We start from the raw sequence: 12,868 nt of genomic DNA, 5'->3' as shown, positions 1-12,868 counted from the left end.
CCTGGAGGGGACGTGTGATGGGGCGACGCTAAGGACCCCGCTCCAGAAGTGTCAACGCTTTTGTTGACAATCCAAGCGACAATTTGAGGGGTGGGTCACGCACACATGTGCGCATGACCCACCCCCCGGTGGTGCGGTCCTCGTCAGGCGACCGGCGGTGTGCCGTGGGTGTGGAACGACGCGATGGTCTTCAGGCCCCAGGCCTGCCCCTTGGCCCGTTCCGCCTCGGTCCAGGTGATCAGCGGCCAGTCGGGCGCCAGCACCAGGCGGGTGAGCGGGTTGCACAGCTCGATGCGGTTGCCGCCCGGCTCGTAGACGTAGAGGAAGAACGTCTGCTGGATGGCGTGCTTGTGCGGGCCCGTCTCGATGAACACGCCGGTGTCGATGGCGAGGTCGGCGGCGCGCAGGATGTCCTCGCGGGTGTCGGCCGCGAAGGCGATGTGGTGCAGCCGGCCCGAGGAGCCGGTCCAGTCCTCGGTGTAGACGACGTCGTACGACTTGTCGGTGAAGGTCAGCCAACGGGCGGCGATCTTCCCGGAGTCGAGCCGGATCTGCTCGGTGGGCCGGGCGCCGAGGAGCTGTTCCTGGAACTCCGCGTTGGTGAGCACGTCGGCGGCGAGGAAGTTGACGTGGTCGAGGCGGCGTACGCCGACGCCCCGGTTGGGCCTGGCCTGCGGCTGGTTCTTCAGCGCCGGCTTCAGCTCGTCGGGGGCCCGGTAGTGCTCGCTCTCCCAGTACAGGGCGTGCTCGTGGCCGTCGGGGTCGGCGGTGAGGTAGAGCCTGCCGATGCCGGGCTCGTCCTCGACCCACTTCCCGGGCCGGCCCGCCGCCTCCAGGGCCGCCACCCGGCGTCGCAGGGCCTCCTCGCTGGAGGTGCGCAGCGCGAGCCGGCCGAGGCCGGGGTGTTCGCGGGCGGTGAGGACCAGGCTGTGGTGTTCGTAGTCGTCGTAGGTGCGCAGGTGGACGGTGTCGCCGTCCTGGCCGTTGACGGTCAGGCCGAGGTAGTCGGTGAAGAAGGCGACGCTGGCGTCCAGGTCGGGCGTGAACAGCTGGACGTGGCCGACATGGGCGATGTCACCGAGCGGCGGAGTCATGGGTGCCTCCAGGGCGTTGGGCGGGGATCGGAGCCGTCTCGGCGGGTCGGGGGAAGACGGTGCCGTCGAAGATCTTGCGCGCGGTGCGCACGACGGCGGTGCGGCGGACCACGGCGGAGCCGGGGTCGACGTGGACGTCGACCTCCAGGAAGCCGGTGGGGTGTTCGACGCGTACCCGGTCGCCGGACCCGGGGAGCCGCGCGATCCCCTCCCCCACCCCGTCCGGGACGCGCAGTCCGGCCGCCACGCTCGCGGCGCCCAGGACGCCGATGGAGGTGTGGCAGCGCACCGGGATGAAGGTGCGGGTGGTGACCGCGCCGCCGTGCCGGGGCGGGGCGAGCAGGGTCACCTTGGGCACGGTGGCGCCCTCGACGTCCCCGAGGCCCATCAGGTGCCCGGCCGCCAGCCGGATCTCCTCCAGGCGGCCGGCGAGCGCCGCGTCGTCCTCCAGTTCCGCCGGCGTCTCGTACCCGGTGACCTGCAGCGCGGCCGCCGGGATCAGCACCACCGGCATGCCGTTGTCGACGCAGGTCACCTCGGTGCCGGCGATCGTGTCGCGGGCGTTGCCGGTGGGCAGCAGCGGGCCCTCGCCCTGCGGGAACTCGATGACGACCGGGGCGGCGGTGCCCGGCACACCGGATATTCCGGCGGTGCCGGTGGGGTCGACGCGTCCGCCCGGGGTCGGGAAGGTCGCGACGGCGCGTTCGCCGGTGTTGAGCATCCGGATGCGTACGGACGTCTCGTCGTCCCCGGCGGCCACCAGCCCGCGCTCGACGGCGAACGGGCCCACTCCGGCGAGGATGTTGCCGCAGTTCTGCCGGTCGGTGACCTCGGGCGTGTCCACGGCGACCTGGAGGAACAGGTAGTCGACGTCCGCGTCCGGGTCGGCCGAGCGGGAGACCACGGCGACCTTGCTGGTCAGCGGGTGGGCGCCGCCCAGGCCGTCGATCTGGCGCGGGTCGGGACTGCCCATGATCCTCAGCAGCAGGTCGTCGCGGGCGGTGGGATCGGCGGGCAGGTCGCCGGCCAGGAAGTAGCCGCCCTTGGAGGTGCCGCCGCGCATCAGCATGCAGCGCACCCCCTCGGGGCCGGTCACGGCCGCTCCCCCGCCGCGTACGCGTCGTACGACTGGTAGGTCACGCCCAGTTGCCTCAGCTTCTCGCGCAACCCGTAGCGGTCCAGGCCGAGTTGGCCCTCGATGAAGGCGGCGCGGGAGGCGGCCTCCTTGTTCTCCCGGGCCTCGGACGCCTCGGCCGTCTCCCGGGCCTTCTCGCGCGGCACGACCACCACGCCGTCGTCGTCGGCGACGATCACGTCGCCGGGGCGGATCACCTGGCCGTCGACGGCGACCGGCACGTTCACCGAGCCTCCGGTGGCCTTGACCGTGCCCTGCGCGGAGACGGCCCGGGACCAGGCGGCGAAGCCCATCTCGCGCAGCTCCTGCGTGTCGCGGATGCCCGCGTTGATGACCAGGCCGCGGACGCCGCGCCGTTGCAGCGCGGTGGCGAACAGCTCGCCGAACATGCCGTCGGTGGAGGGGGAGGTGGTGGTGACGACCAGGACGTCGCCCTCGCCGCACTGCTCCACGGCGGCGTGGATCATCAGGTTGTCGCCGGGCCAGGAGAGCACGGTGACCGCGGTGCCGGCGATCCGTACGCCCTGCTGGACCGGCCGCAGTTCCGGTCCGAGCAGCCCGGTGCGGCCCATCGCCTCGCTGATCGTGGCCACGCCGTACCCGGCGAGCGCCTCGACGTCCTCGGCGTCGGCCTTCGGGGGGTCGGTGACGACGACGCCGCTCATGCCAGCTCCTTCGCGATCTGCGGGTACGGGCGCATGAACGCCTCGGCCATGGTCCGGTGCGGCAGGCCCAGGTTGGGGCCCGCGTTGCGCTTGAGCTGGACGCCGCGGCGGACGGCCAGGTCGGTGTAGTAGTCCCACAGGTGCCGTTGGGCGGCGAGGCACTCCATGGCCTTGCGCTTGGTCTCCCACACCTCGGTGATGTCGAGCAGGACCTCCGGCCTGAAGCCGCTCATCTCGGGCTGGTGCGGCTCGAAGTAGAAGACGGGCGGGGCGCCGATGATCTCGCCCTCGCCCGGGTAGCCGATGGCCTGGGCGAGGACGCGGGCCTGGAGGGCCATGCGGTGGGCGGCCGGGTGGTCGCCGTTGTACGGGTCCTCGACGGGATGGGTGAGCACCACGTCGGGCTGGGTGGCGCGGTAGACCTCGACGAGCCGGTCGGTCAGCTCGGGGGTCTCGGTCAGCGGGTAGTCGCCGGCGTCGAAGAAGCGGACCTCGGCGCCGAGGACGGCGGCGGCCTTCTCCGCCTCCTCCCGGCGTATCGCCTTGATCTCCTCCAGCTTCTTCCCCTCGCGCCAGGCCCTGGCGGACTCGCCGCGCTCGCCGAAGGTCAGGCACGCGATGGTGACCTTCTCCCCGCGGGAGGCGGCCAGGGCGATGGCGCCGCCCGCCCGCCACACGAAGTCCCCCGCGTGGGCGGTGACGACGAGCGTCGAACGCGGGACGGCGGCGGGCGCGTTGGCATGCGTCATGAGTGAAGATCTCCTTGGTGACAGGTGACGCCCGCCCCGGTGCGTGGGTCAGTCGCGCAGCGCCTCGATCACGCTGGTGAGGTGGGCGCGGACGGCCGCCTCGGCCGCCCGCGGGTCCCTGGCCCCGATCGCCTCGATCATGGCCAGATGCTCGTTCAGGGATTGCTGCGGACGCCCCGGTCGCAGCGCCAGCTGGAAGCGGTGCCGCACCAGTTGGGCGTTGAGCCGCTCCAGGAGTTCCACGGCCGTCAGCTGGCCGGAGAACTCCCGGATCCTGGCGTGGAGTTCGTGGTTGAGCTCCGAGTAGGTGAGCGGTTCGCCGTCGGCCACGGCCTTGCGCATCGCCGTGCCCAGGTCCTCGAGTTCGGTGACCTGTGCGTCGGTGACGGCGGCCGCCGCCTTCGCCGCGCAGAGCCCTTCGAGGACCAGGCGGCACTCGGTGATGGCGACCGCTTCCTCCACGGTCACCACCCGCACCCGTGAACCACGGTTGCGGATCCGCTCCACGAGCCCCTGGGACTCCAGCTCGATCAGCGCGGCCCGGATGCTGGCCCGGGTCACGCCGAACTGCTCGGCGAGTTCGTTCTCCACCAGCCGCTGCGCCGGCGCCATCTCGCCGCGCAGGATCGCCTCCCGCAGCTGCCCGAGCGCAAGCTGTCTGGCCTGCTCCCCGGTGCCCGGACGGGCTTGGTTCGGCATGGTCGCCCTCCCTGAGTGAGTGCCTGTCGAACGTAAATCTAGCCAAACAAGATTGTCAACAATTTTGTTCGCCGTATTGCGGGTGCCGCTCCCGGCGCACTGATTGTCCTGTCAAAAGGTTGACATGACGCCGGATGCCCGCAGAAGGTGGGCGGACAGGACACGGACCGGGCCGGAGAGGGACTTTCATGGTGGATGCGCTGGGCGTCGCCGTCGTCGGATTCGGCTGGATGGGGCGGGTGCACACCCAGGCGTACGCCCGCGTGCGGCACCACTATCCGCAGCTGGCCCTGCGTCCCGAACTGGTCGCGGTCGCCGAGGAGGTGCCGGGCCGGGCCGAGGAGGCCGCCGCGCAGTTCGGGTTCGCCTCGACGACCCGCGACTGGCGGGAGGTGGCCGCCGATCCCCGGGTGCGGGCCGTCAGCATCACCGCCCCGAACTTCCTGCACCGCGAGATCGGTGTCGCGATGGCCGAGGCCGGCAAGCACATCTGGATCGAGAAGCCGGTGGGCCTGGGCGCGGACGACGCCCGCGCGGTCGCGGACGCGGTCGCCGAGGCCGGAGTCCAGGGCGCGGTCGGCTTCAACTACCGCAACGCGCCCGCCGTGGAGGCGGCCCGCGAGCTGATCGCCTCCGGTGACATCGGCACCGTCACCCATGTCCGCATCCGTCTCTTCAGCGACTACGCGGCCCATCCCGAGGGTGCGCTGACCTGGCGCTACGAGCGGGAGCGCGGCGGCAGCGGGGTGCTCGGCGACCTGGCCTCGCACGGCGCCGACCTGGCCCGTTTCCTGCTGGGCGACATCGCCTCGCTGACCGCGGACACGGCGGTCTTCCTGCCCGAGCGGGCCCGTCCCGTCGGAGCCACGGCCGGTCACTCCCGCGCGGCCGGCGGTGAACTCGGCCCGGTCGAGAACGAGGACTACGTCAGCTGTCTGCTGCGGTTCGCCTCCGGTGCGCGCGGAGTGCTGGAGGCCTGCCGGGTGTCGGTCGGCGAGCAGAACAACTACGGCTTCGAGGTGCACGGCACCGAGGGAGCGGTGTTCTGGGACTTCCGCCGGATGAACGAACTGGGCGTCAGCCGGGGCACCGGCTACCAGGACCAGCCCGTCAGCACGGTCTACGTCGGCCCGGGGCACGGGGAGTTCGGGGCCTTCCAGCCGGGGGCGGCGAACGCCATGGGCTACGACGACCTGAAGGTGATCGAGGCGTACCGGTTCCTGCGCTCCGTCGCGGAGGGGGTTCCGTACGGTGCGGGGCTCGCGGACGCCGTGCACAGCGCGGCGGTGCTGGACGCGATGGCTCGGTCGGCGGAGAGCGGGGCCTGGGTGACGCCGGAGGTGTCCTGACGTTTTTCCTCGCCCCCGGCCGTCACCCTGTCACCGTCGGAAGCGGCATGTTGTAGGGAGTCACGACCTGGACGGCGGAGGGGAGGGTCGGCCCGGCCGGCGGCAGGGCACCGTGCGCCCGCATCACCAGGTGGCAGGCCTCGCGCAGATCGTGCCGCAGATCGTGGTGGAGCACGGCGGACAGCCGGTGCTCGCGCAGCAGCCGGGTGTTGTCGTGGTCGAGGTCGTGCGCGACGAACACCGCGCACTCGCGTCCGGCGTCCTCGAAGGCGCGCAGGGTGGCGATGTTGCCGCCGCCGATCGAGTAGACCGCGCGGATCCCCGGGTCGCGTTCCAGGGCGGCCCGGACCAGGTCGTACTGGGTGGCGTCCAGACCCTGCCCCTCCGCGATCTCGACGAGGGCCCGCCCGGGGAACCGGGCGCGCATGGTGGCGCGGAAGCCCATCTCGCGCTCCTCCTCGTTGCGGAAGGAGCCGCTGGAGAGACTGGTGAGCACATTGCCGGGCCGGTCGCCCAGCCACTGCCCCATGAGGTAGGCGGCGGTCGCGCCCGCCGCGCGGTTGTCGCTGCCGACGTGCCCGATCCGGGCACTCGCCGGCAGGTCCGTCACCAGGGTCACCACGGGAATCCCGGCCGCCGCGAGCCGGCCGACGGCCGCGGTGACCTCGGGGACGTCGGGGGCCTTGAGGAGCACGCCCTGGGAGCCGCGCCGGCCGATCCGGTCCAGGACGGCGACCAGTCCCCCCGCCGGGCCCGTCTCCCGGAAGTGGAAGCGGGAGCGGACCACCGCCGGGTGCAGGGAGGGCAGTTCGGCCTCCAGGGCGGCCCGGACGGCGGTGGAGAACCGCTCCGGCGACTGCATCACGATGTCCACCATGAACGTCCGGCCGACCAGCCGGACCTGGGTGCGCTGCCGGTCCAGGTCGGCGATCGCCAGGTGCACCTCCCGCGCGGTGCTCTCCCGCACTCCGCCCCGGCCGTTGAGGACCCGGTCCACCGTGGCCTCGCTCAACCCGGCCTGACGTGCGATTTCCCGGATCGGGAAGGGGTGGCCCACATCCGCTCCTGAGGGGTTTTTGATGGCTTGCTGCTGGTTGTTCGAAGGGTTTGTACTGACAAGAATGACACCAGCCGCGTCGCTCCGTGACCCGAAGGGACGACCCCATGTCCGCATCCACGCACCAGCGGATCCCCGCGCCGGCCACCTGGCTGTCCGAGCGGGACTGCGACCTGGACGCCTTCCGCGCGCTGGTCGAGCAGCCGACGGATGCCGCCGCCCACCCGCACGCCAGTGGCATCGAGCGGAACGTGCCGCTGTACGACGCCGACCGGCTCGCCCTCGCCGACCGCCGTGCCGTCCAGGCCGAGCTGGTGCGCGCGCTCGCGGACGGCCCCGGCATCGTGGTGATCCGCGGAGCCTTCGCCGACCCGGCGGTCGTGGACCGGACCACCGCCGTGTTCGACGCCCTGATCGCCGAGCAGCGCGCCTCGGGCGGCGGCGCCGGTGACCACTTCGCCCGGCCGGGCGCCAACGACCGGGTGTGGAACGCCCTGGAGAAGGCGGCCCTGTACGACCCGGAGGCGTTCGCCGAGTACTACGCCAACGACGTGATCGCGCTGGTCTCCTCGGCCTGGCTCGGCCCCGGCTACCAGGTCACCTCCCAGGTCAACGTGGTCAACCCGGGCGGCGCGGCGCAGACCGCGCACCGCGACTACCACCTCGGGTTCCTCTCCGGCGAGGTCGCCGCCGCCTACCCGGCCCACGTGCACCGCCTCTCCCCCGTGCTCACCCTCCAGGGTGCGGTGGCGCACTGCGACATGCCCGTCGAGTCCGGGCCCACGCTGTACCTGCCGCACTCCCAGAAGTTCGAGCCCGGCTACCTCGCCTGGCGGCTGCCGGAGTTCCGGGCGTACTTCGAGGAGCACCACGTGCAACTCCCCCTGGCCAAGGGCGACACGGTGTTCTTCAACCCGGCGCTGTTCCACGCCGCCGGCGCCAACCACTCGGCGGACATCCGACGCATGGCCAACCTGCTCCAGGTGTCCTCGGCGTTCGGCCGGGCGATGGAGACGGTGGACCGCGAGGCGGTGGTGGACGCCGTCTACCCGGTGCTCCTCAAGCGCAAGGCCGAGGGCGCCGGCGAGCGGTGGCTGGAGAACGTGATCGCGGCGAGCGCCGAGGGCTACCCCTTCCCCACCAACCTCGACCGCGACCCGCCGGTCGAGGGCCTGGCCCCGCCCTCGCAGGCCGACGTCGTGCGCCGGGCCCTGCGCGAGGGGTGGACCGCCCGGACCCTGCGGGGCGAACTGCGGGCCGGCGCCAAGCGGCGCGAGAGCTGAAAGGAGCCGGACACCGGCATGGGACTTCTCGACGACAAGGCCGTCCTCGTCAACGGTGGCAGTCAGGGCGTCGGTGCGGCCGTCGCGCGGGCCGCGGTCCGCGAGGGGGCGGTCGTGGCCGTGAGCGGGCGGCGCCCGGAGCCCGGTGAGGCGCTGGTGGCCGAACTGGCCGCCGCGGGCGGCAAGGCGATGTTCGTACGGGCCGACCTGGCGGACGCCGAACAGGCCAAGGCCTGTGTCGCGCGGGTGGTGGAGGCGTACGGGCGGATCGACTGCCTGGTCAACTCCGCCGGTCTGACCTCGCGCGGGACGCTGCTCGACACCACGCCCGAACTGTTCGACCAGCACATCGCGGTCAACCTCAAGGCGCCGTTCTTCGCCATGCAGGCCGCCGTCGCGGACATGGTGCGGCGCGCGGCGCCCGGCACGGTCGTCAACGTCATCACCTCGTCCGCGCACGGCGGGCAGCCGTTCCTGGCGCCGTACGTCGCCGCGAAGGCGGGGCTGATCGGCCTGACGCGGAACGCGGCGCACGCCCACCGCTGGGACCGGATCCGGATCAACGGCCTGAACATCGGCTGGACCGCCACCGAGGGCGAGGACGCCACCCAGCGCGCCTTCCACGGCGCCGGGGACGACTGGCGCGAACAGGCCGCCGCGCGGCTGCCGATGGGCAGGCTCGGCCAACCGGACGAGATCGCCGACTTCGTGGTCCTGCTGCTCTCCGACCGTTCCGGGGTGGTCACCGGCTCCGTGATCGACTGGGACCAGAACGTCCTCGGCGGCCTCGACTGACCTCCCCGCACGCCCCGCTCGTACGAACCCGCAAGCAAGGAGCACCACCCATGCGCATCGGAATCCTCGGCCTCGGCCGCATCGGCGCCTTCCACGCCGAGACGCTCTCCGGGCTCGGCGCCGTCGAGTCCCTCGTCGTCTCCGACCCGTTCACGGACGCCGCGAAGGCCGCCGCCGAGCGGTTCGGCGCCGAGGTCGCGGACTCCCCCGAGGCGGTGCTCGCGGCCGGGGTGGACGGCGTGGTGATCGCCGCCGCGACCGACGCCCATCCGGCGCTGATCCTGGCCTGTGCGGAGGCGGGCGTGCCCGTCTTCTGCGAGAAGCCGGTGGCCCGCACCATGGCCGAGGGGGTGGCGGTGCTGAAGGCCGTCGAGGGCCTGGACGTGCCGGTCCAGATCGGCTACAACCGCCGCTTCGACGCCGGGTTCGTCGCCGCGCGGGCCGCCGTGCGGAGCGGGGAGCTGGGCACGCTGCACACCGTGCGCTCGACCACGCTGGACCCGGCGCCGCCGCCGGCCGCGTACGTCGCCGCGTCCGGGGGCATCTTCCGGGACTGCTCGGTGCACGACTTCGACATCATCCGCTGGGTGACCGGCCGCGAGGTGACCGAGGTGTACGCGGCCGGCGGCAACCGGGGCGCCGGCTACATCAGGGAGGCGGGCGACGCCGACACCACCGGCGCGGTCCTCACGCTGGACGACGGCACCCTCGCGGTGGTCTCCAACAGCCGCCACAACGGCCGTGGGTACGACGTCCGCATGGAGATCCACGGCTTCGCCGACTCCATCGCGGTGGGGCTGGAGGACAAGCTGCCGCTGCGGTCGGTGGAGCGGGGCACGACCTTCCCGGCCGGTACTCCCCACGACTTCTTCATGGACCGCTTCGCGGCCGCCTACCGCGCCGAACTGACCGCGTTCACCGAGGTCGTGGCGGGGTCGAGGCCCTCTCCGTGCACCATCGCGGACGCCCTGGAGGCGGGCTGGATCGCCGAGGCGTGCACACTGTCGCTGCACGAGCACCGTCCCGTCACCATCGAGGAGGTACGGCACGCATGAGCGGGTCCGGCCCGGAACCCCTGCGCATCGGAATCCTGGGAGCCGCGCGGATCACCGAGCGCTCCCTCGTCGCCCCGGCCGGGGCGACCGGCCACCGCCTGGTGGCGGTGGCCGCCCGCGACCGTTCACGGGCCGAGGCCTTCGCCACGGCACACGGCGTGGAGCGCACCCTCGGCTCGTACGCCGAACTGCTGGCCGACCCCGAGGTCGACGTCGTCTACAACCCGCTCGCCAACGGCCTGCACGGCCCGTGGAACCGGGCGGCGCTGGCGGCCGGCAAGCACGTCCTGAGCGAGAAGCCGTCGGCGAGCAACGCCGAGGAGGCGGAGGAGGTGCGGGAGGCGGCCGCGAAGTCGGGCACCGTCTTCATGGAGGCCTTCCACTACCTCTTCCACCCGGTCACCCGGCGGCTGCACGAGCTGCTGGCCTCCGGTGAGCTGGGCGAACTCCGCCACGCGGAGGCCATGGTGGCGATCCCCGCCCCGGAGGCGACCGACCCCCGCTGGTCGTTGCCGCTGGCCGGCGGCGCCCTGATGGACCTGGGTTGTTACAGCGTGCACGCGCTGCGCATGCTGGCCCCCTGGGCGGGCGGTGCCCCGCGTCCGCTGTCCGCGCGGGCGGGTGAGCGGGCGGGCGCTCCGGGCGTGGACGAGTGGCTGGACGCCGACCTGGGGTTCCCGTCCGGCGCGACGGGCAGCGCCCGCTGCCACATGGCGTACGACCGGCTGGAGATGAGCATCCGGGTCGTCGGCAGCCGGGGCGAGGCGACGGCCCCGAACTTCGTGCTCCCGCAGCGGGACGACCGGGTCGTCGTCCGCACTCCGGACGGCGAACGCACGGAACACCTCGGCACGCGGTCCTCGTACACCTACCAGCTGGAGGCGTTCGCCGCCCGGGTACGCGCCGGTACGGCGCTTCCCCTGGACGCGGACGACGCGGTGACGACGATGCGGCTGATCGACGCGTGCTACGAGGCCGCGGGGCTCGCCCCGCGGCCTCGGACCATGGCCTGACGACTGCCCACAGCCGGGCGGGCGGTCAGCGGTACAGCGCGGGCTTCTCCACCAGGTCGACCTCCACCCGGCCGCCCTCCTCCAGCGCCCGTACCCCCGCCTCGCAGACGGCCGCCGCGGCGTAGCCGTCCCACGTGCTGGGCCCGGTGACCTCACCGCGCCGTGCGGCGTCGACCCAGGTCCGGATCTCGTCGTCGTAGGCCTGGGCGAAGCGTTCGGTCCAGTCCTGGGTGATGGTGCCGCCCCAGCGGCCCTCGGTGCTGGTGACCAGGGCGTGGCCGTCGCCGATGCGGGCGGTGCCGCGTTCGCAGACCGCCTCGACCTGCACCTGGTAGCCGAAGCCGCAGTTGACGAAGATCTCGACGTCGGAGAGCGCGCCGCCGTCGGTCTCCAGGACGACGAACTGCGGGTCGGCCAGTCCCTCGGGGGCGCCGGCCGACGGGGTGGGGCGCAGGACCGTCACGGCGGTGATCTCGTGGCCGAGCAGCCAGCGGGTGGCGTCCACCTCGTGGGCCACGGAGTCGGTGATGAGCATCGCACTGGTGAAGAAGGGCGGGCCGGCCACGTTGCGGTGCCGGTTGTGCAGCATCAGCGGGCGGCCCAGCTGCCCGGTCTCCAGCAGGGCCTTCAGCTTCACGTACTCGGCGTCGTAGCGGCGCATGAAGCCGACCTGGACCCGGCGGTGGCCGAGGGCCTGTTCGGCTTCCATGACGCGCAGGGCGGAGGCCGCGTCGGGGGTGAGCGGCTTCTCGCACAGGACGGGCAGGTCGTGCTCGAACGCGGTGAGCAGGGCGGCCTCGTGGGCCGGCCCGGAGGAGGCGACGAGTACGGCGTCGACGTCGGCCGCCGCCAGCGCGGCGGCCGGGTCGGTGTGGGCGGTGCAGCCGTCGACGCCCGCGGCGACCGCCTCGGCCCGTTCCGCGTCGACGTCCACGACGGCGGTGACCCGCGCGCCGCTGACGACCCGGTCGATCCGGCGTACGTGGTCCGCGCCCATCCGGCCGGCGCCGATGACGGCGACGCGCAGCGGCTCGCGCCGGTCCATGTCTCTCGCCTCCCCTTTTGGGCTCGTCAGGCGCCGCAGGAGCGCAGGAACGCGCGGGTGCGTACGGCGATGGGGAGCGGCTTGTCCGGCTCGCAGGGGTACATGTCCTGCTCGACGATCGCGAACAGGTCCACGCCCAGCTTCTGCGCGGCCGTGAGGACCGGACCCAACTCCGGGACACCGGCGGGCGGTTCGCACATCACCCCGCGCTGCACGGCGGGCCCGAACGGGACCTCGTTCTTGACGACGTCGGCGAGGATCTCCGGGTCGACCTGCTTGAGGTGGAGGTAGCCGATGCGTTCGCCGTAGGTCTCGATCAGCTTGACGCTGTCGCCGCCGCAGTAGGCGTAGTGGCCGGTGTCCAGGCAGAGGTTGACCAGGCCGGAGTCGGTCGAGTCGAGGAAGCGCTCGACGTGCTCCTCGGTGTCGATGTGGGTGTCGGCGTGCGGGTGGACGACGATGTCCAGGCCGTACGTGTCCTTCACCTCGCGGCCGAGGCGTTCCATGCCCCGGGTGAGGTGGCCCCACTGCTCGGTGGTGAGCTCCGGGGGCTCCAGGATCTCGGCGGTCTTGTCGTCGCGCCAGAAGGACGGGATGACGACGAGGTGCTTCGCGTCCATGTCCCGGGTGAGCGCGGCGACGCGGCTGACCTGTTCCCAGGTGGTGTCCCATTCGGACGGGCCGCGGTGCAGTCCGCAGAAGATGGTGCCGGCGGAGACCCTGAGGCCGCGCTTCTTCACCTCGTCGCCGAGGCGGGCCGGGTCGGTGGGGAGGTAGCCGTAGGGGCCGAGTTCGATCCAGGAGTAGCCGGCCTCGGCGACCTCGTCGAGGAAGCGCTGCCAGGGCACCTGCTGCGGGTCGTCGGGGAACCAGACGCCCCAGGAGTCGGGGGCGGAACCGACCCGGATGCGGTCGAGCGCGACTGCCAT

General features: G+C 72.8%; 13 protein-coding genes. 5 read left to right on the top strand and 8 right to left on the bottom strand.

Translation table 11 applies throughout. The features are described 5' to 3' along the window. Positions 1 to 143 precede the first annotated feature (143 nt). Genes AB0A94_RS28640 through AB0A94_RS28620 form a run of 5 tightly spaced genes read right to left on the bottom strand, consistent with a single transcriptional unit; the run spans position 144 to position 4,342 of the window. The gene (locus AB0A94_RS28640; RefSeq protein WP_361748791.1) at positions 144 to 1,094 is read right to left on the bottom strand and encodes a VOC family protein; all 951 of its coding nucleotides are present in this window, start codon (positions 1,092 to 1,094) and stop codon (positions 144 to 146) included. Continuing rightward, a complete protein-coding gene (locus tag AB0A94_RS28635) occupies positions 1,075 to 2,190 on the bottom strand; it encodes a 4-oxalomesaconate tautomerase (protein ID WP_361748790.1) in 1,116 nt (371 codons plus the stop codon). Before AB0A94_RS28635 ends, AB0A94_RS28640 begins: the two co-directional genes overlap by 20 nt. Beyond that, a complete protein-coding gene (locus AB0A94_RS28630; RefSeq protein WP_361748789.1) occupies positions 2,187 to 2,894 on the bottom strand; it encodes a 4-carboxy-4-hydroxy-2-oxoadipate aldolase/oxaloacetate decarboxylase in 708 nt (235 codons plus the stop codon). The genes AB0A94_RS28635 and AB0A94_RS28630 overlap by 4 nt, the downstream gene beginning before the upstream one ends. Continuing rightward, positions 2,891 to 3,643, bottom strand: a complete 753-nt coding sequence (locus AB0A94_RS28625) for a PIG-L deacetylase family protein (RefSeq protein WP_361748788.1) — start codon at positions 3,641 to 3,643, stop codon at positions 2,891 to 2,893. The genes AB0A94_RS28630 and AB0A94_RS28625 overlap by 4 nt, the downstream gene beginning before the upstream one ends. Before the next feature lie 48 nt (positions 3,644 to 3,691). Further along, positions 3,692 to 4,342 carry a GntR family transcriptional regulator gene (locus AB0A94_RS28620; RefSeq protein WP_361748787.1) on the bottom strand — a complete coding sequence of 217 codons (651 nt, stop codon included), beginning with the start codon at positions 4,340 to 4,342 and terminating at the stop codon, positions 3,692 to 3,694. 188 nt (positions 4,343 to 4,530) lie between these two features. On the opposite strand from AB0A94_RS28620, the gene AB0A94_RS28615 reads away from it, so the two are divergent. After that, entirely contained in the window at positions 4,531 to 5,691 is a 1,161-nt protein-coding gene (locus AB0A94_RS28615; RefSeq protein ID WP_361748786.1) for a Gfo/Idh/MocA family oxidoreductase, read from the top strand. A 22-nt stretch (positions 5,692 to 5,713) separates the two neighbouring features. Here the strand turns inward: AB0A94_RS28615 and AB0A94_RS28610 are convergent, their stop codons facing one another. Further along, on the bottom strand, positions 5,714 to 6,748 hold the full coding sequence (locus AB0A94_RS28610) for a LacI family DNA-binding transcriptional regulator (protein WP_361748785.1): 1,035 nt from the start codon (positions 6,746 to 6,748) through the stop codon (positions 5,714 to 5,716). 107 nt (positions 6,749 to 6,855) lie between these two features. Between AB0A94_RS28610 and AB0A94_RS28605 the strand changes: the two genes are divergently transcribed. The 4 genes from AB0A94_RS28605 to AB0A94_RS28590 are packed head-to-tail and all read left to right on the top strand — an operon-like array spanning position 6,856 to position 10,894. Further along, positions 6,856 to 8,031: a phytanoyl-CoA dioxygenase family protein gene (locus tag AB0A94_RS28605; RefSeq protein WP_361748783.1), complete on the top strand. Its 1,176-nt coding sequence runs from the start codon at positions 6,856 to 6,858 to the stop codon at positions 8,029 to 8,031. 18 nt (positions 8,032 to 8,049) lie between these two features. Then, on the top strand, positions 8,050 to 8,826 hold the full coding sequence (locus AB0A94_RS28600) for an SDR family oxidoreductase (protein ID WP_217130993.1): 777 nt from the start codon (positions 8,050 to 8,052) through the stop codon (positions 8,824 to 8,826). A 50-nt stretch (positions 8,827 to 8,876) separates the two neighbouring features. Next, positions 8,877 to 9,881, top strand: a complete 1,005-nt coding sequence (locus AB0A94_RS28595) for a Gfo/Idh/MocA family oxidoreductase (RefSeq protein WP_361748782.1) — start codon at positions 8,877 to 8,879, stop codon at positions 9,879 to 9,881. Continuing rightward, a complete protein-coding gene (locus tag AB0A94_RS28590) occupies positions 9,878 to 10,894 on the top strand; it encodes a Gfo/Idh/MocA family oxidoreductase (RefSeq protein WP_361748781.1) in 1,017 nt (338 codons plus the stop codon). The genes AB0A94_RS28595 and AB0A94_RS28590 overlap by 4 nt, the downstream gene beginning before the upstream one ends. 25 nt (positions 10,895 to 10,919) lie before the next feature. On the opposite strand, the gene AB0A94_RS28585 is transcribed toward AB0A94_RS28590, so the two are convergent. Both AB0A94_RS28585 and AB0A94_RS28580 read right to left on the bottom strand, forming a co-directional pair. Next, on the bottom strand, positions 10,920 to 11,939 hold the full coding sequence (locus tag AB0A94_RS28585) for a Gfo/Idh/MocA family oxidoreductase (RefSeq protein WP_361748780.1): 1,020 nt from the start codon (positions 11,937 to 11,939) through the stop codon (positions 10,920 to 10,922). Positions 11,940 to 11,965: 26 nt separating this feature from the next. Continuing rightward, on the bottom strand, positions 11,966 to 12,868 hold the full coding sequence (locus tag AB0A94_RS28580; protein WP_361748778.1) for a sugar phosphate isomerase/epimerase: 903 nt from the start codon (positions 12,866 to 12,868) through the stop codon (positions 11,966 to 11,968).

Source organism: Streptomyces sp. NPDC044984 (genome assembly GCF_040646935.1).
In the GTDB taxonomy this organism is placed as follows: Bacteria; Actinomycetota; Actinomycetes; order Streptomycetales; family Streptomycetaceae; genus Streptomyces.
Note: the sequence above shows the minus strand (reverse complement) of the source record. Positions and strands in the feature narration are given on the sequence as shown.